Below are 25,651 nucleotides of genomic sequence, written 5' to 3'. Positions count from 1 at the left end.
TATTTGGCTATTTTTTTAAAAAACAAATATTTTTATTTAAGCTTAATTTTTATTATTTTTTTATTTTTATTTGTTTTTTCTGGATTTTTATTTTATTCAAAGCCAATTATTTATGATATATCTCCAATTCCCACTTCACACAAGGATATTATTGTTATTAAGGGGAATAATTTGGGCTACAGTACAGGAGAGATTAATATCAACAATAATTATTTAGTTAAAAGCAGTATTATTAGTTGGAATAATACCGAAATAGTTTTTAAAATTACGGATGAAGTAAATTCTGGACTTATTTTTGTAAAAGGCGAAAGGGGTACTAGCAACGAACTTTTTCTTGTTATTAGTAGGCAAGTTCCTGTTAAGCTTAATAAGGAAAATTTGCCTTTTATTTTTTCAGAGGATAAAATAATTTTAAATGCCAATTCTTCAACTTTATTGCAGGGTATGAATTTGTTTTCACATTCTAGTACTATTAAAATTTTTCTTGAAACTAGGGACAAACTTTATACAATTTTACCTCAAAATATTTTAGATGTTTCTGAGAATAGAGTAGAATTTATTTCTCCTAGAACTTTAAATTCTGGTGGGAAGCTTTATGTTTTATTGGACAATATTCAAAGCAATAAGGTGCCATTTTCTGTTAAAGATGATTTTTTTAAGTGGACTTTGGGTGATTCGAAAGAGTTTACAATAATTGAAGAGATTTATTTTAGTCAAGATATTAGTAGTAATTTTGATTCAACCTCCGAAGATATTAATTTTAATATCTTCTATTTAAGACCGGTTGAAAATGAGCGTCAAAAAATTATGGAACGCAGTAATGAGCATCTTGATTTTAATATTGGTAATTTATTTTTTGAAAACTTAAAGACAAATAAATTTATTTTTAAGACTAAAGTGAAGACTCATAAACTTAATTTGCAATTTTTAGATGCAAAATATTTAGAAAGCATTGAGTTTAATAGAGATATTAACAATCAAGAGTATAAAAAGTACATTCAAGACAAAGAAAAAGATTATTTATCTTACAATTCTATTGATTTAATGCCGCTAGATTCTCTAATTTTATCCAAGACCGCTGGCAGTAATTCAGTTTATAAGTTAGCTAAAGCAATTATTGATGTTTTGACTTTAAATTTTGAAATTGTTGAGAATAATTTAAGTTTAAAGGATTCTATTAAAGAAAGAAAAATTTCATCTAGCAATTTAATAGTTCTTACGAATTTGTTATTTTTAAAGCATGAGATTCCGCTGAGAAATATAGTTGGGCTTTACTATGATTCTAATTCTCTTAAATTAAATGAGCATTTTTGGTTTGAATTTCTTTTAGCTGGGGTTGGTTTTGTATATTTTGATATAATAAATGTAGTATTATTTAAGGATAGCTCTAAGTATTTTTTGAATATGTCTCATAACTATATTCAATATGGATGCAAAGAGGACTATGATAAAAATGAATTTTTTGACGGATATTTAGATTCTGGGTTTTTAAAGTACAAAAGCTTGACGAACGGATCGTATTCTTTAATGCATAGGTTTGTTTTGGAGGATAATTTTTAATGAGAGATGATCAAATATTTAATTTAATTGAGAAAGAAAAATTAAGAGAAAGAGAACATATTGAGCTTATTGCTTCTGAAAATTTTACATCTTTAGAGATAAGGCAGGCTGTTGGGAGTATTTTAACCAATAAGTATGCTGAAGGATATCCTTTGAATCGATATTATGGTGGTTGTTCTTTTATTGATGAGATTGAAACTTTAGCAATTTCAAGAGCAAAAGAGCTTTTTGGCGCAAAATATGTTAATGTTCAGCCGCATAGCGGATCTCAGGCCAATATGGCTGCCATAATGGCTCTTATTAGTCCAGGAGACAGGATTCTTGGTATGCAATTATCTCATGGGGGACATTTAACTCATGGCAGCAGGGTAAATTTTTCTGGTATATTTTTTAACACTTATTTTTATGGTGTTTCTAGAGATTCTGAGCTAATTGATTATGATGAAGTTCATAAAATAGCTAGAGATTGTAGACCAAATTTAATAATAGCTGGAGCTTCTTCTTATTCAAGAGAAATTGATTTTAAAAAATTTAGAGAAATAGCAGACGATGTTTCTGCTTATCTTTTGTGTGATATTGCGCATATTGCAGGCCTTATTGTTGCTGGGTTTCATAATTCTTCAATTGATGTGGCGCATCTTACTACAAGTACTACGCATAAAACTTTAAGAGGCCCAAGGGGCGGAATAATACTTTCTGGAAAGGATTTTGACGAATTAGTAAACTTTAATGGAAAAGAGAGGCCTTTGTTTAATGCTGTAAATTCTACAGTTTTTCCTGGAACTCAAGGGGGTCCGTTAGTTCATGTTATTGCGGGTAAGGCTGTTGCATTCAAAGAGGCTCTTCAAGAAAATTTTAAAGAATACATTGCTAACGTAATAAAAAATACTAAAGTTATGGCTGAATATTTTAAATCGGAAGGATTTCGTATTGTTAGTGGGGGCACGGACAACCATTTGTTTTTGGTTGATCTTAGTAGCTCGGATCTTACTGGTGCTGATGCTGAGAAATTACTTGAGAGTGTAAATATCACTTTAAATAAAAATGCTATTCCTTTTGATAAAAAAAGCCCTTCTTTGGCTTCTGGCATTAGAATTGGGGGCGCTGCTATTACTTCTAGGGGCTTAAATGAAAGTGATTCTTTAAATGTTGCTAAATTTATTGTTAGGGCTTTAAAGGCAAAGTCTGATATTGAATTAAAACAAATAAAAAAGGAAGTTGTAAAATTTATTAGAGATTTTGACATGCCTTAATTACGTTTGGAGGTTATGATCAATAAATGCCAAGCCCAATTAGAGTGTTTTTTTTAGCGTTGTTGTTTATTTTTATTTTTAATCCCGTTTTAATAGCAATGCTTTTTATCTTATTTCCTTTTGTGTTGATATTATTTAGTTTTTTAGGTGTTTTTAGAATATATTTTACAAGAGATTATTCATATTCTAGATCTAGAGAGTTTGAATTTTATAAACTTTCTTTTTTATTAATGGCTAAATTGCTATCTATTTTGGGAACTGTAACCGGAGAGCAGCTAAATTATGTTAATTTTATTATCAATTCTTTAAATTTGTCTGAACGTGGCAAATCGGAATTGTATACTATTTTTCATTCTGCTATTACTAAAAATAATAATGCTGATAAAATTTTATATACCCTTAAGCTTGGCTATTTTCAGCATAAAGATCTTTTTATATGGCTTTTTTCCTCTCTTAAAGAAATTAACAGGCTTGCTAGGTATAAAAATTTAGAAGCTGAAAAATTTATTTCTTATGTTGGTGTTTTTTTAGAACTTGAATCTGATGGTTATGAAGCTTATAAAGATATTAATATTAAAATTGTAAATCCCTATAGTGTTTTGGGGTTAACATATAGTGCTAGCGATGAGGAGATTAAAAAGGCGTATAAAAGCCTTGTTATAAAATATCATCCTGATAAGTTTGCAAATGATCCTGTAAAGCAAAAAGATGCAAATGATAAATTTATTAAAATTCAAGATGCTTATGAAAAAATTTGCAGGGAAAGAAATATAAGGTGATCAATTGATCAATTGTTTTTAAAGATAAAAACGAAGGGCCAAAGCCCTTCGTTTTGTTAGCTTCCGCTGTAGGCTATTTTGAATTGCAAGAAAGCACTTCCAATAGCAGCATTATTTGTGTTTTTATTAGCAAGTTCTATAATGTTATTTGAATCCCATCCAAGAGAAATTGTTGTAAATCTTATTAGTTTTTCAAGGCTAAGTCCTGTTTTTAAATAAATTTTTGTAGCATCGCTTGAGAGTTTATTAGAAGGTCCTAAAATGTATGCTCCAATATAGGGTACTACATATGCTTCTGTTGAAATGGATGTTATTGGAATTGCATAATCAAGATATAAAGCCAAGCCGAGTTTCATTGCATCTTCAAATGTTAGATTAGGTGTTGTAGTCTTTGTGCTTGTTGAACTTTGTCCAGCTTGATTGCTTTCATTAGTACTTGGAGTTGATGTAGGATAGTTTTCTACAGATTTTTGTCTTAAAATATCGTAAAGGCCGATTGATGTTATCCATCCTAGTCCATTTATAATCCCTTTTTTGTTGTCTTCATAACTTGAAATTTCAACATTTAAGCTTTGAAATGTATTTTCGGATATGGTTTTTAATCTTTTTTCGGTATCTTTAGATCTGTAAAGGTTTTGTCCATAGCTTATTCCTAATGCAACTCCAGATTTTTTGTCTTGTTCTCCAAATAGTCTTGTACTGTAGGAATCAGATCCTTTAACCGCCCAGGATTCTTTTTCGCCAGTATCTTTATTCCAAGCAAATCCTATGCTTGCTCCTGTTGAAAATGCAATGCCTAATTCTGTATTTTTACTGAAATTAAGAGAATTGCCATTTGGATCAAATATGTTTTCAGCTTTTTTATTAGGATCTGAGGATGTTTCTTTTTTGAAATTCGCTGCTTTTGAGATGTGTCCAAATACAGAAAAATCGCTTGCAAAAGGATCTATTCCAAAATCAGTTCCCATTTGCAAAATAAGATAAGTATTTTTATCATTTATTTTTGTTAGTCCAAGCTTGTATTGAGCTCCAAAAGATGCTAAAATTGCAGAATTTGATAAAGTTGGACTTAATAAATCGTTGCCAATTACGGATTTATCTTTTAAAGAGTATGTTATTGATGAATTATTGAATGTTTCATTTCCATAGGCTCCTGACAAGCCAAAATTTAATTCAAAAGGTGTTTCTGCAATTACAGATTTAGTATCTTCATTTTGATCAAGTAGATTTTTTATTGGCTTCCATTTTGCTTGAATTCCATAAAGGATTCCCTGATATGTTTTATTGTAAGGGGTGTCTTTGTCATTTTCTTGATTTCTGTTACCCGTGCCTGTTCCGCCTATTGCAAATGTAAGGTCGAGTTTTGGGAGTTTGTATCCCAGCTGAATTGTTCCTATGTTTTTAGAAGTACCTCTTGCAAGAATTGTTCCCCTTACTGCTCTATCATTGCTTGGGAATCCATAATAAGTGCTTTTAAATCCAGTCATAGGTGCAAAACTAAACAAAGACTCTTTATTAAAGTCAAAATCCGTCATAGTACTTATTTTAATAAAAAAATCGTACATATTGATTTGGGCTGTAATATCTCCTACGTCAATTTTAAATTGATCACCTTTTTTGCCTTCTGCTTTTAATGCAAGATCTTCTACCTTAATGTAAGCTGAGAATGGATCGTCTTTGCCTAATTCGGGATTAGCCTCAAATGGTTTAAGCTTAATGGTAATTTTGCTTTTATTTTCAAACCCAGGAACAAGCTCATCCATATCTAATCTGAATTCGCTTGTGTTTTCAAATCCAAATGTCGGCATCCATGGATTTATTTTAAATATATCTTTTTCATTTAATGTGTCTGCTGCAAATATTGCTGCAGATGTAGTTAAAAATATAATTAATTTATATAAAATGTGGTTTTTCATAGTTATACCTTCCTGTTGTAACTATAAACTTTTATTAGTTCTAGTTATTAATTAAACGTATTAATAAATATATTATACATATGCTATTATATATAATATATTAACATATATATAACATGTATATAATATTAAAATATTAGGTAAAAATTCAAGGTCATATTAGTATTTTGTGATTTTTAAATTATTCAAATTTATAAATAAGATTAATTTTAGTATAAATTAATCTTATTTATTTTAAATGATTAATTTATACTAAATAAACTAGCAATCCCGTTGCTAAAATGTAGAATAAGGCATAAATTATTGTTTTTGATAAAAGTTTGCCTTCTTGCCCAATTAATCCAGCAGTTGTTGTTGCTATTGTGATGTTTTGGGGAGAAATCATTTTTCCCCCAGTTGCTCCTGTTGTATTTGCTGCTGCAAGCCAGTAAGGATTTGCTCCAATATTTTCTGCCATTTGCGTTTGTAAAGGTCCAAAAAGAACATTTGAAACTGTGTCACTTCCTGTTAAAAATGTCCCAATAGCTCCAATTAGTGGACTAAATAATGGGCCAAATTTACCTGTTATTATTGAGATTCCATTAGCAAGATCTCTTATCATTCCGCTGTGTGTCATTAATCTTGATATTGCAACAATGCATATGATTATAAATGAAGATAATGCCATTTTTTTCAAGGTTAGTGTAAATATTTTTAGCTGCTTTAATATTGGAACTCCTCGTATTGAATAGGATATTATTGTTGCGAGCACAATCAAGAAGCCCGGAGAAATAATCCATTTAAAGTGTAGGGGATTTGCTTCTGGATAAATACTAATAGTGCTTTGAAAAGTTTTTAGGTATTCGTGAATTTTGTTAAAAAGAGGAGATACAAGCACTATAAATGCTACTATTAAAATATAGGGCGAGCAGGCAATAATTCCTTTTGATAAGGGTATTATGTTTTTGTTTTGGCGCTCTGAAGTTTCTTTATTTCCAAAAAACTTTGCATAAACTATTGTTATTGTCATAGAAAGAATGCTTCCAAGGATTGCAGGAAGTTCTGGACCTAAAGCTTTTGATATAAATACTTGAGATATTGCCATTGACATTCCTGAAAGTAGGGTAAGAAGGAATACCCCTTTTAATCCTTTAATGCCTCCTTCTGTAAGAATTACCAGTACAAAAGGTATTATTAAGGTTGGAAGTATTAGTTGGAATGCAATCTCAGATGAAACGACGTTAACATCCAAGTTAGTTGCTTGAGCTAAAGATATTATAGGGATTCCCACAGATCCATAGGCGGTTGATGAGGTATTCATTATTAAGCAGATTAAGCAGGCAAAAAATGGTTCAAATCCCATTGCTATTAATATTGACACGGGGATTGCAACAGCAGTTCCATATCCAGCAACTCCTTCTAAAAAATTTCCAAATCCCCATGCTACTAGCAAGACTATAATTCTTCTATCAGAAGATACGTTTGATAAAATATTTTTAATAGTTTCTATGTCTTTTTGATCTTCTGACATTTTGTATGTAAATATGGCAGCAATAATTACAGTTGCTATTGGCCATATTCCCATTAAGGCGCCTTCAAGCATTGCAAGACTTGTGTTTAACATTCCCAAGTTTTTATAAAATATAACTATAGCAATAGTGGCTATTAATGATATGGGTATTACATAGTAAGCTGGCTTTTTTATTATGCCAAGTCCAATAATTATTAGGGTTATTGGTATCAAAGCTGTTATAAAATCATAAGAATTCATAAAAATGGCTCCTTTTTAATTGTATTGTAATTAACAATCAATAAATAATATATAATTTTAATATTACAACATGAATAGTATCTGTGTTATTAAAAAATTGTTAATAACTTTATTTTTAAATTTTTTTCTACTTTGTAATGATCTTTTTGCAGCTAATTTAGCTGAGATTGATAAATTATCAAAGTATGCAAAATCAATAGTTTTAATGGATTTTGATACTAAGCGAATACTTTATTCTAAGAAGCCCAATTTGGTTTTCCCTCCAGCATCGCTTACAAAGATTGTTACAATTTATACAGCTTTAATTGAAGCTGAAAAGCGAAATATAAAATTAAAAAGCATAGTTCCTATTAGTGATTCTGCTTCATATTATAATGCGCCTCCCAATTCTTCTTTAATGTTTTTGGAAAAAGGTCAAATTGTTAATTTTGAAGAGATTTTAAAGGGACTTTCAGTTTCTTCGGGCAATGATGCTTCTATTGCAATTGCTGAGTTTGTAGTAGGTAATTTAAATAGCTTTGTTAATTTAATGAATATTAATGTTTTAAATTTAGGGCTTTTTAATATGCATTTTGTTGAACCTTCTGGATATAGCAGCGAGAATAAAATTACAGCATTAGATATGGCTTTTTTTATAAAATCTTATGTAGAAAAGTTTAAATTTATGCTTAATGTCCATTCTTTAAAGTATTTTGTTTATCCAAAGAGTAAAAATTTAGGAACTACCTTGTCATCAAAATTTCTAAACTTAAAACAAAAAAATGCTAATTTATTAATACATAATTATCCTTATTCAGATGGTATTAAAACGGGATATATTAAGGAATCGGGCCTTAATCTTGTTGCTACTGCTAAAAAGGGAGAGATAAGATTGATAGCAGTTGTATTGGGGGTTGAAAAAGGGATTAATGGGTTTGGAGAGAATATGAGAGCTTCGATTGCAAAAAATTTATTTGAATATGGATTTAATGAATATTCTAAGTTTCCTTTAATAGTAAAATTAAGAGAAAAAGTCTATAATGGTACAGCAGATACAGTTGCTCTTTTTTCTAAAGAGCCTTTTTATTATATTTTAACTAAAGATGAATTTGATAAAATTAATATAAGTTATACTGTTGATAAGTTGGTTGCTCCACTTAGTGGGGATATGCCTGTTGGGAGGGCTATGATTTTTTTAGAAAATGAAAAATTAGGGGATGTTGCTTTGTTTAGCGAGAAGGTAAATAAATTAGGGTTTTGGCAAGGTCTTTATAAGAGTTTTATAAATTTTTTTTCAAGAGAGTATTAATTTTATGTTAAATCATTTTAATTTTAAATTAAAACGCGATGTTACGATAATAGTTCCTGGTGAAGCTTTTGTTTCAAATAAAAGAGTTATTTCTACAATTCTTGGCTCTTGTGTTGCTGTTGTGCTTTGCGACGAATCAAACAATTTAATTGGAATGAATCATTATGTTCTAGTTAAGTCAGATCTTGACATATCTCCTGACCAAAGGGGAAGATATGGGATTTATGCTATTCCTATGTTAATAAATGCAATGCTTGAAAATGGGGCCAATAAAAGTAATCTTAAGGCCAAGCTTTTTGGGGGAACTAATTTTATGGCAAAAGGATCGGTTAAGGTGGGACTTGAAAATTCAGAGTTTGCCGTTAATACATTGAATAAGTATCGTATTCCAATCTTAGCTAAAGATTTTGATCAATCTAAGTCGCGAAAGATTTTTGCTTTTCCTGAAAACTTTAAAGTTATTGTGGAATATCCAGAAGGAACAAGGGTTTTTTAATTTTGCTCAATGATGATTTTTTTAAAAATTCTCTCAATCAATTTCAATATGAAGCAGTTACTACTATTGAAGGCGCTCTTTTAATTATTGCTGGTGCTGGTAGTGGAAAAACAAGGGTTGTTACTCACAGAATAGCATATTTGCTTTTAAAAGGCATTGCTCAGAGGGAAATTTTAGCTTTGACTTTTACCAACAAGGCTGCTAATGAAATGAAAGACAGAATTAAAAGAATTTTAAAAAGCCCCCTTAGCAATCTTATGGTTTCAACTTTCCATGCTTTTGGACTTTTCTTTTTAAAAGAAAATTATAAATTATTAGGATATAGAAAAAACTTCAGCATTTATGATGACAATGATAGAATCTCTCTTCTTAAAGAGATTTTACTTGATGAGGGTCTTTTTAATAAAAAAATTTCTTTAAATTCACTTAGCAATGTTATTTCACTTTTGAAAAACGGCATTCTTACCCCTAATGATTTAAAGGAAGAAGATTTAAATATTTACAGGCTTTATGAAGAGCGATTAAGGCTTTATAATTCTTTTGATTTTGATGATTTGATTTTAAAGCCAAAAGAATTGTTAAGCAGCAATTTTGATATTAGAAGTAAATATTCTAAAAGATATAAGTATGTTTTGATTGATGAGTTTCAAGATACTTCTTTGATTCAATATAATTTTATTCGTCTTTTAATAAATCATAGTAATTTGTGTTGTGTTGGGGACGATGATCAGTCGATATATTCTTGGCGTGGGGCTAATTATAACAACATGTTGCAATTTGAAAAAGATTACAACGTTAAAGAAATAAAGCTTGAACAAAATTATCGTTCTGCAAAAAATATTTTAGATATTGCCAATTCTGTGATTTTAAATAATAAAAATAGAAAAGAAAAGACTTTATGGTCTTCGAAGATGTGTAGCAAAGTTATAGATGTTTTTATATTTGATGATGAAATTCAAGAATCTGAGTTTGTTGCAAGTCGAATCATAGAGCTTTCAAGGCTGGAAGGTTTTCAATCTAAAAAGATAGGAGTTCTCATGAGAACCAATGCTCTTTTTAAAAACGTTGAGATGATTTTTAGAAGACAGGGCATAAAATATAAAGTTTCGGGGGGAACATCTTTTTTTCAAAGAAAAGAAATAAAAGATATTATTTCTTATTTAAATGTAATAATAAATCCTAAAAGTGATTATGATCTTCTTAGAATTATTAATGTTCCAAGAAGGGGGATTGGCAAGGAATATTTGAAAAAAATTAGAGATATAGCAGACAAGAAAGGCTGTTGCATTTATGATGCTCTTTGTGACATTACTTTTTCTTTTACAAACATTTCTAGTTATGACAAAGCTTTAAATAAGCAGGTCATTGAAAGTATAGAAGATTTTGTATCTTTTATTGAAGAGTATCAATATAAGTTTAGTATAACAAAAAATACCTATTCTAATATAATCAAAGAAATGATAGAAAGTATTGAATATTGGGGATTTTTGGTCAGTGAAAATCCAAATTCAATCAAAGTGGCTGAATATAAATATCAAAATATAGAAGGGTTTTTAAGCATAATTAAAAATTGGGAATCCAAACAATTTGGTGAGTTGAGAGATTTAAGCAGTTTTTTAAATTACATAGTTCTTCAATCTAACGAAGTAAGTGAGGAATCTGAAAATATTAATATTAATTTAATGACAGTACATTCTGCTAAAGGTTTAGAATTTGATTATGTATTTTTTATTGCTGTTGAAGACAATATTATTCCTCATCATAGAATTATTGAAGATAGTGAAGTTGACTTGGAAGAAGAGAGGCGAGTTTTTTATGTTGCATTAACTCGTGCAAAAGATTCTCTTGTTATTACTATGGCTAATAAGCGCAAAAAAGATAGGCAAATTTTTGATCAGTTGCCTTCAAGATTTATTTCAGAAATTCCTAAAGAATTTTTAAATTTTAATTATTGTACAGATTTTGTTGAAAACAAAGCTTAGCCAACATTATTAAATTTATTGAATGAATTTAAAGATTAATTTAGTATATTATATGGCTAATTATAAATTAAATCTAAGTATATTTATGGATTTAATATAATCAAAGGAAAGTTATTATGAGTATTGTAATTGATTCTTTTAAAGAGATATCAAAAATTCCAAGATGTTCAAAAAATGTTAAAGGAATTATTAATTTTATTAAGCAGAGAGCCAAAAAATTTGGTTATTTTTTTAAAGAAGATAGTGTTGGTAATATTGTGGTGCAGATAAAGTCAAATAATAATATTGATATGCATCCTATTATTTTACAATCTCATGTTGATATGGTTTGTGAAAAAAATGAATCCAGTTTGCATAATTTTGAAACAGATCCGATTGAAATCGTTGAAGAGGATGGATATCTTAAAGGAGTAGGGACTACCCTTGGAGCTGATAATGGGATTGGGGTGGCTATGATGTTGGGGATCATGAGTGAAGCTAATAGTTTTCCTCATCCCGATTTAGAACTTCTATTTACCGTTGATGAAGAAATAGGCTTAATAGGTGCTCTTGGTCTTGATTCTAATTTATGTAGTGGTAAAAGCCTTATTAATCTTGATGGAGAGGAAGAGGGTTATTTTTTAGTTGGTTGTGCAGGATCAAGGCTTGTAGAAATTGTTTTTTCTCCTAAGTATAGTCTTGTAACTAAAAAAACAAAGGTAGAGATTTTGTTTAAAGGGCTTAAAGGTGGTCATTCTGGAGCAGATATTCATTTAGATTTGGCAAATTCTTTAAAATTAATGTTTTTTGCTCTTTTTGAAATTAAAGCAAATCTTGATTTTGAGATTGAAGGTATTTTTGGTGGAGATAGTAGCAATGCAATTCCAAATGAAGCCAAAGCTTTAATTTTTATAGATGATATTGATTATGATTTATTAAATAAGGAGCTTAAACTTTTTGTACTTAAAGTTAAAAGTTTATATTCTCTTGAAGATGAATTTGATATTATTATCAATAAAAGAGAATTTTCATCAGTTAAAGTTTTTGATGAAAATAGCAAGAACAAGCTTTTAAATATGGGAATGGGATTTTTACACGGAGTTCAAAAAGTAGAAAATTATGAAAATAAGCTTGTAAAGACCTCTTTAAATTTTTCAAGTCTTTTAAGAATGCAAGACGATTGTGTTTTTACTTTTTTAATAAGATCTTTATTGGATTCAGACAAAGAATATGTTTGTAATCATTTGCAATCAATAAGTGATTTATCAGGAGCTAATTTGCGTGTAATTTATGACTATCCTTCTTGGCAGTCTGATAAGAATAGCAATCTTTTAAAACATCTTCAAGGAGTGTATAAAGAGATGTATCTTGAAGATGCTAATGTTTCCATAATACATGCAGGACTTGAAACAGGCATAATATCTTCTAGGTTGGGGGGCATAGAATCTGTTACTCTTGGGCCTTGGATTGAATGGCCTCATACTACTAGGGAAAGAGCAAATATTTCTTCAGCTATTAGAGTTTATGATTTTTTGAAAAAAAGCTTAGAAAGATTTCAAAAATTTTAGTTTAAAAAAATTTAATGTTTTATTATAAATTTTTTAATAAAAGCCATAAGGCTTTTATTATTTTTATCTTTTATTGACTTAGGAATTAAATATTTATAAAATATTATAATAATCATAGTCACTAGTTATTGGTGGTTGTAGCTCAGTTGGTAGAGCGTCGGGTTGTGGTTCCGAATGTCGCGGGTTCAAGCCCCGTCAATCACCCTTTAATCAATTTTATTTCTAACTGCATTCATAGCTCAATTGGATAGAGCGGCGGACTTCGAATCCGAAGGTTGCAGGTTCGACTCCTGCTGAGTGCGAAATTATTATTTATTTAGTAGATTGGGCATACTTGCAAAAGCTTTTAAGTTTTTGTATACTAGTTTGAGTATGAAGTATGCAGGAGTGGTGGAATTGGCAGACACGCTAGACTTAGGATCTAGTGCCTTTGGCGTGTGGGTTCGACTCCCACCTTCTGTAAAAGCGCGAAAGTAACTCAGGGGTAGAGTGTCACCTTGCCAAGGTGAAAGTCGCGGGTTCAAATCCCGTCTTTCGCTTTTTAATAATTATCAATAAGGTTTAATTGAGGCATTAGCAGTGATTTTGAGTAAAGATATTAACCTTCTTCCAGGTTCAAAAGTTGAGGTTGTCATTAAAGTTTCAAAAAGTGTTATTCAGGAAAAATATAATTCATTATTGCAAGATTATTCTTCTCGACTTAAAATTCAAGGTTTTAGAATTGGAAAAGTTCCTATTAATATTATTGAGAATAAATATTCTGAGGGTTTAAGAGCTACTGTTTTAGAAGAAGTGGTTAATAGTTCTCTTAAAGAATTTTTCAAAGAAGAGTCTAAAATGCCTTTAAGCTATGCTCCTCCTGCTATAAAGGAAAAGAATTTAAGATTAAATCTTGATAAAGATTTTGAATTTACTTTTGTATATGAGACTTATCCTGAATTTAAAATTCCAAGTTTTGATGAGATTGATATTAAAGTAGAGGTTCCTGAAATTTTTATTGATAATTCTGATATTGATGATGAGATTAGGAATCTTCAAATGGAAAATTCAATTATCATTGAAGATGAGCAAGGAGTTGTTAAGGAAGATAGCATTGTTAAAGTAGATTTTGTTGAGCTTGATGACCTTTCAAATGAGATAGTATCAACAAGGAGGCAAGACTTTGTTTTTACGGTTGGAAAATCTGAGACCTATTATGATTTTGGCAAAGATGTAATTGGCATGAGAATAAATGAAGAGAGAGTTATAGAAAAATCTTATATTGCAGATTACAAATTTGAAGAACTTGCGGGTTCTTCAAGGAAATTGAAGATTAAGATTAAGAGCATTAAAAAAAGAGATCTCCCTTTAATAGATGATGAGTTTGCAAAGGATATTAGTGGCAAATATAATACTTTAGATGATCTTAAAAATTTTATAAGATCTAGTCTTTTAAACATTGTTGAAGAAAAAAAAGAAACTTTAAAGCTAAATAAATTTTTTTCTACTATTTCTGAAAAATTAGAAATAGATATTCCCTGTTCAATGATTGATGCTGAAATTGAAATTGCTTTTAAGGATGCCAAAAGGCAAAATAAAAATAATATGAGCCTTGAAGAGTTTAAAAGTATGTTTTATTCTTCAGGATCTGTTGGTAGTGATAATTTAAAAGATGAGATTCTTAAAAATTTGAAATCTAAGTTGATAATGCAGAAAATGATAGACTTAGATCCAATTAAAGTTACTGAGAGCGATGTTAAGGATGAAATGGCCAGACAGTCTGAGAATTCAGGTGTAAGCTATGAGGAAATTAAAAAATTTTATGAAGATCAAAATCTGATTTCTTATTTAAAGGATGATATCAAAAGAAAAAGAGTTAAGAAAAAAATTTTGGAAAATCTTAAAGAAGTAAAGGGTAAACAAGTTTCTTTTAAAGATTTTGTTAATTATAAGATTTGTGAGTAAGAAAAATGGAGTTTATGTATAATTTAATACCCACTGTAATAGAGAATACGGGAAATTATGAGAGAGTATTTGATATATATTCAAGATTGCTTAGAGAGCGTATAATATTTTTGAGTGGTGAAATTAATGATCCTAAAGCAGATACCGTGATTGCTCAACTTTTGTTTTTAGAATCAGAAGATTCAAACAAAGACATTTATCTTTATTTGAATTCTCCGGGAGGCAGTATTACTGCAGGTCTTGCGATTTATGATACTATGCAATATATAAAACCCGATGTAAGGACAATTTGCATTGGGCAAGCTGCTTCAATGGGGGCTTTTTTGCTTGCTGGTGGCGCCAAGGGTAAAAGAGAATCTTTAGCTTATTCTAGAATAATGATTCACCAGCCTTGGGGTGGAATAAGTGGCCAGGCTAGTGATATTAATATACAGGCTAATGAAATTTTAAGACTTAAAAAATTAATAATAGATATTATGTCTAATCAGATAGGGGTTGACAAGGAAAAACTGGCTCTTGATATGGAAAGAGATTATTTTATGACTTCAAGCGATGCTCTTAAATATGGTCTTATTGATAGTATCTTAGTAAGGGAGTAGGTTTATTTTCGGTAAAAGTTTTTATGGCAAGAGTAAAAGGTCAAAAAGTAAAAGAGTGTTCTTTTTGTGGACTTAGTGTCGCTGAGCTTGGTGGTAATGTTGTTATATCTAATGGAGTAGCGATTTGTCCGGAATGTTCTAAAATATGTCACAATCTTTTTAAAGAAAAATTATGCAAGCCGCTAGATTCTAAGTCCAATGGTTTGCCAACTCCCAAACGACTTAAAGATCATTTAGACATGCATGTTGTTGGGCAAGAAGATGCAAAAAAAGTTTTATCTGTGGCTGTTTATAATCATTATAAGAGAATATTGAAAAATAATAAATATGACAATGGTATTGAGATTGAAAAATCTAATATACTTTTAGTTGGCCCTACAGGCAGTGGTAAAACTTTGCTTGCAAAAACGTTGGCTGCAGAGATGAATGTGCCATTTGCAATAGCAGATGCTACAACTTTGACAGAAGCAGGATATGTTGGTGAAGATGTAGAAAATATTTTACTTAAATTGATACATGCTGCTCATGGGGATGTTAGCCTAGCTGAGAAAGGGATTATTTATATAGACGAGATAGATAAAATTGCTAAAAAGAATGAAAATGTCTCAATAACAAGAGATGTTTCTGGAGAAGGAGTTCAACAGGCTTTGTTAAAGATAATTGAAGGTACTGTTGCCAATGTTCCTCCAAGAGGCGGTAGAAAGCATCCTTATGAGGATACTATTGAAATTAATACTCAAAATATACTCTTTATATGTGGTGGTGCTTTTGTTGGTCTTGAAAATATTGTTAAGAATCGGATAAATAAAAGTTCTATTGGGTTTTCAGCAATTGAAAAAAAGAATATAAGAGAAGATACTTCATTAAAGTATTTAGAAATGGAAGATTTGATTAAATTTGGCTTAATACCAGAGTTTGTTGGCAGACTTCCTGTACATTCGTATCTTGAAAAGTTAAATAAAGAAGATTTGTTGAAAATATTAGTTGATCCTCAAAATTCTATTGTTAAACAGTATTATCATATGTTTAAAATGGACAATGTTGAATTGGTATTTGAAAAAGATGCTTTAGAATCAATTGTAGATGAAGCCATTTTAAAAAATACTGGAGCAAGAGGTCTTAGATCTATTTTAGAGGGTCTTCTTAAAGATGTTATGTTTGAGGTTCCTTCTATTAGTAAAGCTAAGAAGGTTGTTGTTACAAAAGAATCTGTTTTAAATGCAGATATTAACCCATTAATTTTGGTGGGAAATGCAATTAAAAAACCTTGGGCAAAAGAGTTATATGAAATCAATCTTAAATATGATAAAAAATAGAAAAGAAGATCTTCCAATTGTTATTTTAAAAGAAAATGTTCTTTTTCCCAATATGACATTATGGGTAACCTTTGATAATGAATATGTAATTAATTCCATAGCTCAATCCATGTTAGAGGAAAGATTGATTTTGTTTGCTTATCCAAATGAGTCTAATTATGATGAATCTGATAGGGGAGGAGTTAAAAACCTATGCTCCGTTGGCACTTATTCTAGACTTATCCAGGTTATAAAGGTCAGTAAAGATGTAATAAAAGTTTTGGTTGAGTGTCAAAGTAGGGTTCTTATAGGCAGTGTTTCCAAAAAAAATGATTATTTGAGAGCTAAAGTTACTTTTGTGCCTGATGCTGGTGGATTAAGCAGAGAGCTTTTTACTTATTCTAAATTTTTAAAAGAAACTTATGAAGCTTATAGAAATTCTTTATCTTTAAAATCTTATGATACTGACAGTGAACCAATTAATTATTTTGAGAATCCAAGTAAGCTTGTCGATATTATAGCCTCTAATTCAAACTTGGAAAGTAGCATAAAATTAGAGCTTTTGCAAGAGCTAAATGTTAAAACCAGAATAGAAAAGTTAATTGTTAATTTAAACATTGAAATTGACCTTTTAGATCTTAAAAAAGATATTAATTCTAAAGTTAGAGCTAAGTTGGATAAAGGTCAAAGGGATTATTTTCTTTCTGAGCAAGTTAAAGAGATACAAAAAAGATTAGGTAAAGATGAAAACGATTATATTGATAGATTAAACTCTAAAGATATTCCAGAAGATGTTAAATCTAAGATTGAAAAAGAAATTTCTAGATTGTCTAAAATGCAAATGAATTCACCTGATGCTAATATTATTAGAAGCTATATAGAATTAATATTAGATCTTCCATGGAATGAAAATACTGTTATGAAAAATCATTTAAGTGAGATTGAGTTTATCTTAAGAAATTCTCATTATGGTATGGATGAAGCAAAAGAAAAGATAATAAATTTTTTAGCTGTTTATCAAATTAATTCTAAGGTCAAAGCTCCTATTTTATGTCTTGTAGGGCCCCCTGGTATTGGCAAAACATCTCTTGTAGAATCTGTTGCAAGATCTCTTTCTAGAGAATTTGTTAAAATATCTCTTGGTGGCTTAAGAGATGAAGCAGAAATTAGGGGGCACAGAAGAACTTATGTTGGCTCTCTTCCAGGTGTTTTTATTAGTGCAATGAAAAGATCAGGCAAATCTAATCCGGTTATTCTTCTTGATGAGATAGATAAAATTAATAATAGTTATAAGGGAAATCCCGAATCTGCTCTTTTAGAAGTTTTAGATCCGGAGCAAAATTATAAGTTTATAGATCATTATTTAGAAATTCCTTATGATCTTTCTAATGTTTTATTTGTTACAACAGCCAATTCTCTTAATGGCATGTCAAAGCCGCTTCTAGATAGAATGGAAATAATTAAAGTTGAGGGTTATTCTTATATTGAAAAATTAGAGATTGCTAAGATTTTTCTGATTCCAAGCATAATTAAAGAGAGTTTTTTAGACAAAGTCTATATAAGAATAGAAGATGATGTTATTTTTAATTTAATTAGAAACTATACTATGGAATCTGGTGTAAGGGGACTAAAGAGAGTCTTAACTAATTTGATTAGGAAGCTTGTAAGGGAATTGCTTTATGAGTATTCTAAAGATCAAATTATCAAAGGCAATTTTTATTCACCAAGTTCTTTGATACATGGAAATAATTCGCTTTTTACTCATGATCCTGATATTCCAGGTATTTATAAAATAATCAATATTAATAATTATTACAATTATGTTGATACTGAGTATAACTTGGATTTAATTAAGATTGATTCTTCAGGATTTGTTTATGGGCTTGCTTGGACAAATTATGGTGGTACGGTTCTTCCTGTTGAGGCAACTAAGTTTGAGAAAAAGGGAGACATTATTTTAACAGGTAGCCTTGGGGCTATTATGAAGGAGAGTGCACAGCTTGCATATTCTATAGTTAAGACCTATTCTTCTAAGCTTAATTTTGATGTAAAGGAAAGCCCTGAAATTCATTTGCACTTTCCAGAAGGAGCAACGCCAAAAGATGGGCCTTCTGCGGGTATTACCATTGCAACAGCAATTGCTTCAATACTCTCTGATAAGAAAGTTCCTTTAGATCTTGCCATGACTGGTGAGGTGACTTTAAAGGGCTTTGTTCTCCCTGTGGGCGGTATTAAAGAAAAAGTTTTAGCAGCCTATAGAAACGGCATAAGTAAAGTTATTTTACCTAAAGACAATAAAAAAGATTATTCTAAGCTTCCAGAAGAAGTTAAGGACAATATAGATGTTAAGTTTGTCTCCAGCTTGGAAGAAGTTTTTGATTATTTGAATATTATTTAGAAATTTACATATTTAAATTTATATTTTAGGAGTAAATATATGAAAGATGGAGTTAGAAAGCCTTCGGGCAATAGAGCGTCTTTTAGTGCTCAGCCCAATGTTAAGGGCTTGAGAAAGAATAACAGCTTTTCTTGTTTTGCTAAGAGTAATTTGGGAAAAAATTTTTCAAAAGGTAAAAAAAAAGGTAAATAAAAAAGTGGCTTTAATTGGCCACTTTTTGTTTTTTAATAATACAGAAATAAAAGATATGTTATGCTCTCTTAGAATAATACTCAACAACCATTTGCTCATTAGCAAGCGTAGGTATCTCATCTCTTGATGGAGCATGCTTTACTTTTATATTTAAATCGTCAGCGTTTACTTCTATCCAAGTTGGTAAATTTCTAAGAGACGAAGTTTTTTCTATATTTGATCTTATTAATTTTTTTAGACTATCTTTTTCTTTTATTTGAATTTGATCATTTGCTCTTAGTATTATTGAAGGTATTGTAACTCTTCTTCCATTTAATATAATAATACCGTGAGAAACTATTTGCCTTGCGTGTGCTCTTGAGATGGCAAATCCAGCTCTATATACAACATTGTCAATTCTTCTCTCAAGTATTGAGAGCAAGTTGTCCCCAGTAACACCGTGATGTTTTTTTGCTTCTTTAAAAGTGTTGGTTAGCTGTCGTTCGCTTACCCCATAAGTAAACTTTATCTTTTGTTTTTCTATCAATTGTTTTCCGTATTCTGTGATTTTAGCTTTTCTGGCTTTTCCGTGCATTCCGGGAGGATGCGGCTTTTTTTTAAGGATTTTGTCATATTTTGGCTGCTCAAAAATGTTGATACCAAATCTCCTTACTAGCTTGCCTTTAGCTATTTGTTTTCTATTCATCAATTCCTCGCATATTAAAAATAAAGCATAGCAGGGATAGGACTCGAACCTATGACCTTCGGGTTATGAGCCCGACGAGCTACCAACTGCTCTACCCTGCGTCTTACAGTTTAAAATGTTAACACAACTTTATTATGAGTGTCAATTATTTGTTTATTATTAATTTAATTAGACTAAAAAATATATATCATTTATTTCTTTATATTCTTGTTTTATTATTTTTTTAATATCTTGTGTTTTATTTATAAAATTTTTAAAGTCATTTTCTGAATTTAAATTTATTTTGACATAAAGCACAAGTTTATTGCCTTGATTATGAAAATTAAGTGTTTTAAAGTTTATATGTGAATTTTTTAAGGTGTCTTTTACGCTTCTTTTAAGATCTATATTTTGCTTTGAAAGTAAATTGTTTGCGTTATTTATTATTACGTTAAGTCCTTCTTTTATTATGATAAAGCCAATAAATATAGACATTATTTTGTCAAAGCCACTCCACATGTAGGTTGCAAGTAGTAAGCTTAGTGTAATCCCACCATGTGAGAATATACAGTTTTTATCAGCTGAAGCTAGTGCTAAGAGAAGTTGGTTGTTGTATCTTTTTCCTATTTGGAATTTTGTCAAATATTCTATTATTTTCACTATAAAAAAAATGAAGGGGGTTAGTGGTATCCATAAGCTTTTTTTAAGAGATTTATTTGAAAATATTTCTAGTATGTTTTTTTTATCTTCTTCGTTGTGGTCGTTGCTATGGTCGTGATCGTGTGAGTGGCTATGTTCATGTTCATATATATTATCATTTTTATTTTTGTTTTGGTGTATGTGCAGATTAAATCCAGATTCCCCTCCAAGAGTTATAAATTTATTTAATCCAGTTGTATTTAAAAATAGTGTAAATCCTGCCATAAGTATGATTATTCCCATGATAAAAGCTATTAAGCTTTCCATTAGTTTGTGTCCATGAGGATAATGAATGGTTTCAGGTTTGCTTGTAATTTTTAAACTAAAGTAAGTTATTGTAGATAAAACAAAGTCGGCCATCACGTGGAAAGCATCAGCAATAAGTGCAAATGAATTAAACAGCATTCCAACAGTAAGCTTAGAAGATATTGATGCTACTTCGGTAAATATAGAGATTATTCCTATTCCCATTACAAATTTATCTTCTTCTATTTCAGGTGCTAATGCTTTTTTGTATTGAGAATCGCTATGTTCAAATCCTAAGCTTAAAAGCTCTTCTTGTATTTCAGCAATTTGGCATGAAATTGTTTTAAACTTATTTTTTTTGCCATAATGAATTAAATTGCTAATCATTATTTTTTCTATGCCTTCTGATTTAAAATCATCATCAATATAAAAAGTAATTATTTCAATTTGATCAGCTTTTGCTTTTGCTTTAAGATTTGAAATTAATTTTGAATTATTTTCAATATAAACAATGTAGATATCTTCTTTTTTTAAAGGATCCAGTTTTAAATAAGTAAATTTATGAATGTTTTTTAAGCTTATTACCTTGACCATAATTGTAACATTCTCCTAGTTGTTGCATAATTTTACTAATGTAGCATTAATGCTACATTTTATCATTTATTAAATTCAAGCTCAATCTTGGTTTGTTGGAGCAAAAGTGAGGGAATTTTATGCGGCAAGCGGATTTTTTTATGAAAAAATGCAAAAAAATTATTTTAAATAATAATGATTTGCATAGTTTAATTGATAATATTAAAAATATTTTTTATGAGATTTTAAAAGAGTTTGACAGAAAGTCATTAGAAGATATATTTGATTATTATTATGAAGCCTATGATCTTAATAATAGCATATACGGTTTTATAGAAAAATTTGTTCCAATTATTAATTTTTTATTATTTGAAGATTTGGAATATAATTTTAATTCTGATGAGAAAAAATTTATTTTAAATGTATTTGATTTATCTGCCAATACTCTTGAAAGTGGCAAATTAAATAGGCTTGCAAGTGCTTTAGTTTCTCTAAAGATATTAAATTGAATTAATTTTTTTAAGCTCTGATTATGTTACTCTTCGTAGCTCTTTTTTGTCAAAAGGAGCTTTAAGCAAATCTTTTAATGTATAAATTTTTATTGGTGTTTTGTTTTCATTAAATGATTTAGATTCTGTTATTATTATTTTTGTATCTTGATCAAAAAATTCTGCCATTACTTGCAAGCATATAGCGCACGGAATAGATTCAGGACTTGTATTAAGCAATAAAAAATCTATTGTTTGTACACCAATTTTTGCAATCATATTCAAAATCGCACTTCTTTCTGCGCAACAAGTTGCCCCAAAGCTTGCATTTTCAACATTTGTTCCAATAAAAAAATCGTTTGCTTTAGTCTTAATGCAGGCACCTACTTTGAATTTTGAATATGGAGAATATGAATTGTTTCTTGCTTTTTCTGCCATATAAAATGCTTTATCTATATCTTCTTGTTTTAGTTTTTCCACAATTTTCCACCTGTTATATTTTACTAGCCATCGTGGTTTATTTTATTGAAATATTGTAATATAGTCAATGTAAAATAAGCCAAAAACTTGTTTTGCGGAAGGTTTGTGAACTTTATTATGAGAGATGTTATTAATTTTATTAAAAAATACAATAATTTTATTATTATTGGCCACAAAGATCCTGATTTTGATTGCATAGGTTCATCTTTAGCTTTATCGTCTTTTCTCTCAAGAATTGGTAAAAATTCTATTTTGTTAAATGAAGGTCCTTTTATTAGAAAAGAAATAGCTCCTTTTAAGGATAAGTTTTTATCCGAATGGCCTAATATTAATCTTTCAGATTATTCAGTTATTATTTTGGATTGCTCGATTTTAGATAGGATAGGCGATGAATTTATATTTTATGTAAAGAAAATGCCTACTTTAGTAATCGATCATCATATGTCTGGTGAAAGATTAGAATGTGCGGGTTATATTGATCCTTTTGCGCCTTCTACTACTTTTTTAATTGAAAAATTGATCAGAGAGTTTGGATATGAGCTTACAAAAGAAGAGGCTTGGTATATTTTAGTAGGATTTTGCACTGATACCGGGTTTTTTAAATTTATTTCAAGAAGTGATCCAGAGCCTTTTGAAATGGTTGCAAGATTGGTTTCAAAAGGAATAAGTCTTAAAGAAGTTTATAGCTATATAGAAACCACCAAAAGCCTAAAATCCATAGAAACTCTTAAGTTAATGCTTAACAGTCTTGAATCTTATTGGAATGGAAAGGTTTTGTTTACATTTTTATCTTCTTCTAGTTCTGGCAAAGATGGTGGAGTTAGTGGGGTTAATGAGCTTTTTTATATGATTTTAAGCAATGTTGAGAATAATGAAATTTTAGGCATTTTAAAGGAAATGGAGGATGGTTCGATTATAGTTGGGCTGAGATCTAAAGATTCTTTTGATGTTGGAAAATTGGCAGAAGATTTTGGAGGCGGTGGGCATAAAAATGCCAGTGGGTTTAGAATCAAACAAGGTTCTCTAGAGATTGTGAAAAATCGAATGTTGGCATACATTAAGGATAATATTTATTTATAATATTTTTTAAAGGGATAGTTCCTTTTGGATCAAAATCCTTAGTGAGTGTTAAAAATCCAGATTTAAATGCCAGAGGCGTTGTTCCATAAATTATTACTATGTTTTTTATCCAATTCAATTTTTTAACATATTGAGGTGTAAGAGATACGATTACACTTATTTTATCTTTGTATTCTTTCAAATTTTCTAAATATTTTAAGCTTCCGGGTGTTGATAAACTAAATACGACTTGCTCAAATTTTTTAATTAATTTTTTAATTTCGTCGAGTTTTTGGAGGTTGATACTATTTAAGGGATAGTAGTTGTAATAATAAGCATATGTATTTTGAAATATTTTTTTGCCTTCTGCAATCATTTTGTAATAAGGAGATATTATAAGTGTTTTTTTAGTTTTAGATATTTCTTTTTCTATTCTTACTTTTGTAATGCCTCTTAATGTGCTTTGTTCAAAAAATTTTTCACCTTCTTTTGAATATATTTTCTCATTTTTATTGAATTTAGGATAAAGGTCAGATTTATTTTTTTTTAAGTATGCCAATTTTATTCTTAATATTCTTTTATTGGACTCAACAATATTATTTTTTATTTCCGAATCTTTTTTCATTAAGTTCAGTAACATGTCGTAAGCATTTTTTTGTATATTTTCATTTAAAGATATTAAAAAAATATCACTTTTTGTTCTAACTATTCTTTCGATTGTATTATAAATGCTCTCATTATTGTATTTTGCTGCGTTCATTAATAGATCATCAGTAATTATTATATTATTGTATTTCAGTTTCTTTCTTAGTATATCTTTAATTATTTTTGTTGAGGATGATGCAGGAATATTTTTACCATTTGTAAGTTTTGGATATGCTAGATGGCCTGTCATTATTACCGGAATGTTTTCTTGGATTAATATTTTATATGGCAAAAGTTCATTTAAGTTTATTTCTAGTAAATTAGAATTTATTATTGGAATATCTATATGGGAGTCAAGGGTGGTATTGCCGTGTCCTGGGAAATGTTTTGCAGTAGAAATTATTCCTCCTTGCTTTTGTCCTTTGTAAAAGGCCAGAGAAAGAAGTGATACTATTTTGGGGTTATCCGAATATGTTCTTGGACCTATTGTGAAATTATTTTCATCACTATATATATCTACTATAGGTGCAAAATTTAAATTTATTCCAAGCCGACTTAGCTCTTGTGCTATGTAATATCCTGTATTATAAGAATCTTTTGGAGAAAGAGATGCTGTAATTCCAAGATTGCCAATTGTTTCTGATGTATTTGATTTTATGTGCTGCGTCCATCCACCTTCTTGATCTGTTGCTACAAATAAAGGAATTTTAAATTTATTATTTTGAGATGCTTTTTGAGCTTTGTTAATACTTTCTGTTAAGTTTTCTAAATTTTTTGCGTTCCATCCAAAAATTTTAATTCCACCAAGATTTTTTTTACTTATAAAATCAAGAACAAAATTTGTTATTGATTGATTTGGATAGCTTATCATAAACATTTGACCTAGCAGCTCATGATCTTGCATTTTGTTTACCATTTCATTTATTAGTTTTTCTCTTTCTATCGTATCCCAAAAATCAATGGAGAAGCAGTTGTTAGTTATAAAAAGGATAATAATATAAAAATTTCTTTTCATTTAACCATAGAATAGTAAATGCTAATATATTATTTATGTTTATTAGCAAATCATTTTGTATTATACTTTATAATAATGCTTTTTAATAATAGCATTGACAAAGCATTGTTGAATTTATACACTTAATAAAAGTTTAGGCTGATGTAGCTCAGTTGGTTAGAGCACTCGGCTCATATCCGAGTTGTCGTGGGTTCAAGTCCCTCCATCAGCATTAGGGGTTTTATATGGTAGTGGGGATTATTCTTGCAAATGGATTTGAAGATATTGAGGCCATAATTCCGATTGATATTTTAAGGCGTGGTAATGTTAATATTCAAGTTATCAGTGCAAATGATAACAATGTTGTAATAAGTTCAAAAGGAGTTTCTTTTTTAACAGATGATGTAATATCAAACTGTAAGGAAAATTGTTTTGATCTAATAATTCTCCCAGGAGGCATGCCCGGAGCTACTAATCTTTTTAATTCAAAAGAATTAGATTTGATTTTAAAAGATATGAATGCTAAAGGTAAATATATTGCAGCTATTTGTGCTTCTCCAGTAGTAGTGCTTGCTGCTAAAGGTCTTCTAGGATTTCATAAGTTTACGTGTTATCCAGGTTTGGAAAAAAATGTGCTTGATGGCGAGTTTGTAGATAAAAATGTTGTTATAAGTGGTAATTTTATTACTTCTAAAGGTGTTGGAACCTCATTTGAATTTGCTTTTACTCTTCTTGAAATTGTAAAGGGAAAACAAATAATGGAAGATGTTAAAAAAGCAACTTTACTTTGCAAGAGTTAGATAT

At 29.6% G+C, this 25,651-nt stretch carries 21 protein-coding genes and 6 tRNA genes; 20 read left to right on the top strand and 7 right to left on the bottom strand.

Translation table 11 applies throughout. The features are described 5' to 3' along the window. Positions 1–3: 3 nt before the first annotated feature. From HNQ06_RS01290 to HNQ06_RS01280, 3 genes are read left to right on the top strand one after another with little or no spacing between them, the layout of a single operon-like run. Positions 4–1,560, top strand: a complete 1,557-nt coding sequence (locus tag HNQ06_RS01290; protein ID WP_184107140.1) for an IPT/TIG domain-containing protein — start codon at positions 4–6, stop codon at positions 1,558–1,560. Next, positions 1,560–2,813 carry a serine hydroxymethyltransferase gene (glyA, locus tag HNQ06_RS01285; protein WP_184107138.1) on the top strand — a complete coding sequence of 418 codons (1,254 nt, stop codon included), beginning with the start codon at positions 1,560–1,562 and terminating at the stop codon, positions 2,811–2,813. The genes HNQ06_RS01290 and glyA overlap by 1 nt, the downstream gene beginning before the upstream one ends. Positions 2,814–2,839: 26 nt before the next feature. Next, the gene (locus tag HNQ06_RS01280; RefSeq protein ID WP_184107136.1) at positions 2,840–3,592 is read left to right on the top strand and encodes a J domain-containing protein; all 753 of its coding nucleotides are present in this window, start codon (positions 2,840–2,842) and stop codon (positions 3,590–3,592) included. Between the two features lie 56 nt (positions 3,593–3,648). Here the strand turns inward: HNQ06_RS01280 and HNQ06_RS01275 are convergent, their stop codons facing one another. After that, on the bottom strand, positions 3,649–5,508 hold the full coding sequence (locus HNQ06_RS01275) for an integrin-binding adhesin P66 (protein ID WP_184107135.1): 1,860 nt from the start codon (positions 5,506–5,508) through the stop codon (positions 3,649–3,651). 247 nt (positions 5,509–5,755) lie between these two features. Continuing rightward, complete coding sequence (locus HNQ06_RS01270; RefSeq protein WP_184107132.1) at positions 5,756–7,258, bottom strand: lactate permease LctP family transporter; 1,503 nt, start codon at positions 7,256–7,258, stop codon at positions 5,756–5,758. Positions 7,259–7,328: 70 nt separating this feature from the next. Between HNQ06_RS01270 and HNQ06_RS01265 the strand changes: the two genes are divergently transcribed. The 13 genes from HNQ06_RS01265 to HNQ06_RS01205 all read left to right on the top strand — a co-directional run bounded on the left by HNQ06_RS01265 (position 7,329) and on the right by HNQ06_RS01205 (position 18,999). Continuing rightward, a complete protein-coding gene (locus HNQ06_RS01265) occupies positions 7,329–8,546 on the top strand; it encodes a D-alanyl-D-alanine carboxypeptidase family protein (RefSeq protein WP_184107130.1) in 1,218 nt (405 codons plus the stop codon). A gap of 4 nt (positions 8,547–8,550) precedes the next feature. After that, positions 8,551–9,042, top strand: a complete 492-nt coding sequence (gene cheD / locus HNQ06_RS01260; protein ID WP_184107128.1) for a chemoreceptor glutamine deamidase CheD — start codon at positions 8,551–8,553, stop codon at positions 9,040–9,042. Between the two features lie 2 nt (positions 9,043–9,044). Continuing rightward, complete coding sequence (locus HNQ06_RS01255; RefSeq protein ID WP_184107126.1) at positions 9,045–11,024, top strand: ATP-dependent helicase; 1,980 nt, start codon at positions 9,045–9,047, stop codon at positions 11,022–11,024. Between the two features lie 116 nt (positions 11,025–11,140). Further along, positions 11,141–12,571, top strand: a complete 1,431-nt coding sequence (gene pepD, locus HNQ06_RS01250) for a beta-Ala-His dipeptidase (RefSeq protein WP_184107125.1) — start codon at positions 11,141–11,143, stop codon at positions 12,569–12,571. Between the two features lie 131 nt (positions 12,572–12,702). Next, a tRNA-His gene (locus tag HNQ06_RS01245) sits at positions 12,703–12,775 on the top strand. Between the two features lie 24 nt (positions 12,776–12,799). After that, a tRNA-Arg gene (locus HNQ06_RS01240) sits at positions 12,800–12,873 on the top strand. Positions 12,874–12,952: 79 nt separating this feature from the next. Then, positions 12,953–13,033: transfer RNA gene (locus HNQ06_RS01235), tRNA-Leu, on the top strand. 5 nt (positions 13,034–13,038) lie between these two features. Then, positions 13,039–13,110: transfer RNA gene (locus HNQ06_RS01230), tRNA-Gly, on the top strand. A gap of 40 nt (positions 13,111–13,150) precedes the next feature. After that, entirely contained in the window at positions 13,151–14,515 is a 1,365-nt protein-coding gene (tig, locus tag HNQ06_RS01225) for a trigger factor (RefSeq protein ID WP_184107123.1), read from the top strand. Positions 14,516–14,529: 14 nt separating this feature from the next. Then, positions 14,530–15,114 carry an ATP-dependent Clp endopeptidase proteolytic subunit ClpP gene (clpP, locus tag HNQ06_RS01220; protein ID WP_184107121.1) on the top strand — a complete coding sequence of 195 codons (585 nt, stop codon included), beginning with the start codon at positions 14,530–14,532 and terminating at the stop codon, positions 15,112–15,114. A gap of 23 nt (positions 15,115–15,137) precedes the next feature. Continuing rightward, the gene (gene clpX / locus HNQ06_RS01215) at positions 15,138–16,430 is read left to right on the top strand and encodes an ATP-dependent protease ATP-binding subunit ClpX (RefSeq protein WP_184107119.1); all 1,293 of its coding nucleotides are present in this window, start codon (positions 15,138–15,140) and stop codon (positions 16,428–16,430) included. Continuing rightward, entirely contained in the window at positions 16,417–18,807 is a 2,391-nt protein-coding gene (gene lon, locus HNQ06_RS01210) for an endopeptidase La (RefSeq protein WP_184107327.1), read from the top strand. Before clpX ends, lon begins: the two co-directional genes overlap by 14 nt. A gap of 39 nt (positions 18,808–18,846) precedes the next feature. After that, the gene (locus HNQ06_RS01205) at positions 18,847–18,999 is read left to right on the top strand and encodes a hypothetical protein (protein ID WP_184107117.1); all 153 of its coding nucleotides are present in this window, start codon (positions 18,847–18,849) and stop codon (positions 18,997–18,999) included. Between the two features lie 58 nt (positions 19,000–19,057). Here HNQ06_RS01205 and rpsD read toward each other — a convergent pair whose 3' ends face one another. The 3 genes from rpsD to HNQ06_RS01190 all read right to left on the bottom strand — a co-directional run bounded on the left by rpsD (position 19,058) and on the right by HNQ06_RS01190 (position 21,202). Continuing rightward, complete coding sequence (rpsD, locus tag HNQ06_RS01200) at positions 19,058–19,684, bottom strand: 30S ribosomal protein S4 (protein WP_002557202.1); 627 nt, start codon at positions 19,682–19,684, stop codon at positions 19,058–19,060. 28 nt (positions 19,685–19,712) lie between these two features. Continuing rightward, positions 19,713–19,785, bottom strand: a tRNA-Met gene (locus HNQ06_RS01195). A gap of 67 nt (positions 19,786–19,852) precedes the next feature. Continuing rightward, complete coding sequence (locus HNQ06_RS01190) at positions 19,853–21,202, bottom strand: cation diffusion facilitator family transporter (RefSeq protein ID WP_184107115.1); 1,350 nt, start codon at positions 21,200–21,202, stop codon at positions 19,853–19,855. A 119-nt stretch (positions 21,203–21,321) separates the two neighbouring features. On the opposite strand from HNQ06_RS01190, the gene HNQ06_RS01185 reads away from it, so the two are divergent. Further along, positions 21,322–21,690, top strand: a complete 369-nt coding sequence (locus HNQ06_RS01185) for a hypothetical protein (protein WP_184107113.1) — start codon at positions 21,322–21,324, stop codon at positions 21,688–21,690. Positions 21,691–21,711: 21 nt separating this feature from the next. On the opposite strand, the gene cdd is transcribed toward HNQ06_RS01185, so the two are convergent. Beyond that, positions 21,712–22,149: a cytidine deaminase gene (cdd, locus tag HNQ06_RS01180; RefSeq protein ID WP_184107111.1), complete on the bottom strand. Its 438-nt coding sequence runs from the start codon at positions 22,147–22,149 to the stop codon at positions 21,712–21,714. Positions 22,150–22,266: 117 nt separating this feature from the next. Between cdd and HNQ06_RS01175 the strand changes: the two genes are divergently transcribed. After that, positions 22,267–23,229: a DHH family phosphoesterase gene (locus tag HNQ06_RS01175; RefSeq protein WP_184107326.1), complete on the top strand. Its 963-nt coding sequence runs from the start codon at positions 22,267–22,269 to the stop codon at positions 23,227–23,229. On the opposite strand, the gene HNQ06_RS01170 is transcribed toward HNQ06_RS01175, so the two are convergent. Next, positions 23,207–24,796 carry a glycoside hydrolase family 3 N-terminal domain-containing protein gene (locus HNQ06_RS01170; RefSeq protein ID WP_184107325.1) on the bottom strand — a complete coding sequence of 530 codons (1,590 nt, stop codon included), beginning with the start codon at positions 24,794–24,796 and terminating at the stop codon, positions 23,207–23,209. The two genes, HNQ06_RS01175 and HNQ06_RS01170, sit on opposite strands and share 23 nt — an antisense overlap. 209 nt (positions 24,797–25,005) lie before the next feature. Here HNQ06_RS01170 and HNQ06_RS01165 point away from each other — a divergent pair. Both HNQ06_RS01165 and HNQ06_RS01160 read left to right on the top strand, forming a co-directional pair. Then, positions 25,006–25,079: transfer RNA gene (locus HNQ06_RS01165), tRNA-Met, on the top strand. Between the two features lie 13 nt (positions 25,080–25,092). Beyond that, complete coding sequence (locus HNQ06_RS01160; RefSeq protein WP_184107109.1) at positions 25,093–25,647, top strand: DJ-1 family glyoxalase III; 555 nt, start codon at positions 25,093–25,095, stop codon at positions 25,645–25,647. Positions 25,648–25,651 lie beyond the last annotated feature (4 nt).

Source organism: Borreliella lanei, assembly GCF_014205895.1.
GTDB classification, from domain to species: Bacteria; Spirochaetota; Spirochaetia; order Borreliales; family Borreliaceae; genus Borreliella; species Borreliella lanei.
Note: the sequence above shows the minus strand (reverse complement) of the source record. Positions and strands in the feature narration are given on the sequence as shown.

Coding starts and splice junctions, on each gene's coding strand:
- HNQ06_RS01275 (WP_184107135.1), bottom strand. CDS start 5,508: ATGAAAAACCACATTTTATATAAATTAATTATATTTTTAACTACATCT.
- cheD (WP_184107128.1), top strand. CDS start 8,551: ATGTTAAATCATTTTAATTTTAAATTAAAACGCGATGTTACGATAATA.
- HNQ06_RS01205 (WP_184107117.1), top strand. CDS start 18,847: ATGAAAGATGGAGTTAGAAAGCCTTCGGGCAATAGAGCGTCTTTTAGT.
- HNQ06_RS01280 (WP_184107136.1), top strand. CDS start 2,840: ATGCCAAGCCCAATTAGAGTGTTTTTTTTAGCGTTGTTGTTTATTTTT.
- HNQ06_RS01265 (WP_184107130.1), top strand. CDS start 7,329: ATGAATAGTATCTGTGTTATTAAAAAATTGTTAATAACTTTATTTTTA.
- HNQ06_RS01185 (WP_184107113.1), top strand. CDS start 21,322: ATGCGGCAAGCGGATTTTTTTATGAAAAAATGCAAAAAAATTATTTTA.
- HNQ06_RS01175 (WP_184107326.1), top strand. CDS start 22,267: ATGAGAGATGTTATTAATTTTATTAAAAAATACAATAATTTTATTATT.
- HNQ06_RS01190 (WP_184107115.1), bottom strand. CDS start 21,202: ATGGTCAAGGTAATAAGCTTAAAAAACATTCATAAATTTACTTATTTA.
- clpP (WP_184107121.1), top strand. CDS start 14,530: ATGTATAATTTAATACCCACTGTAATAGAGAATACGGGAAATTATGAG.
- HNQ06_RS01160 (WP_184107109.1), top strand. CDS start 25,093: ATGGTAGTGGGGATTATTCTTGCAAATGGATTTGAAGATATTGAGGCC.
- clpX (WP_184107119.1), top strand. CDS start 15,138: ATGGCAAGAGTAAAAGGTCAAAAAGTAAAAGAGTGTTCTTTTTGTGGA.
- glyA (WP_184107138.1), top strand. CDS start 1,560: ATGAGAGATGATCAAATATTTAATTTAATTGAGAAAGAAAAATTAAGA.
- rpsD (WP_002557202.1), bottom strand. CDS start 19,684: ATGAATAGAAAACAAATAGCTAAAGGCAAGCTAGTAAGGAGATTTGGT.
- HNQ06_RS01270 (WP_184107132.1), bottom strand. CDS start 7,258: ATGAATTCTTATGATTTTATAACAGCTTTGATACCAATAACCCTAATA.
- pepD (WP_184107125.1), top strand. CDS start 11,141: ATGAGTATTGTAATTGATTCTTTTAAAGAGATATCAAAAATTCCAAGA.
- lon (WP_184107327.1), top strand. CDS start 16,417: ATGATAAAAAATAGAAAAGAAGATCTTCCAATTGTTATTTTAAAAGAA.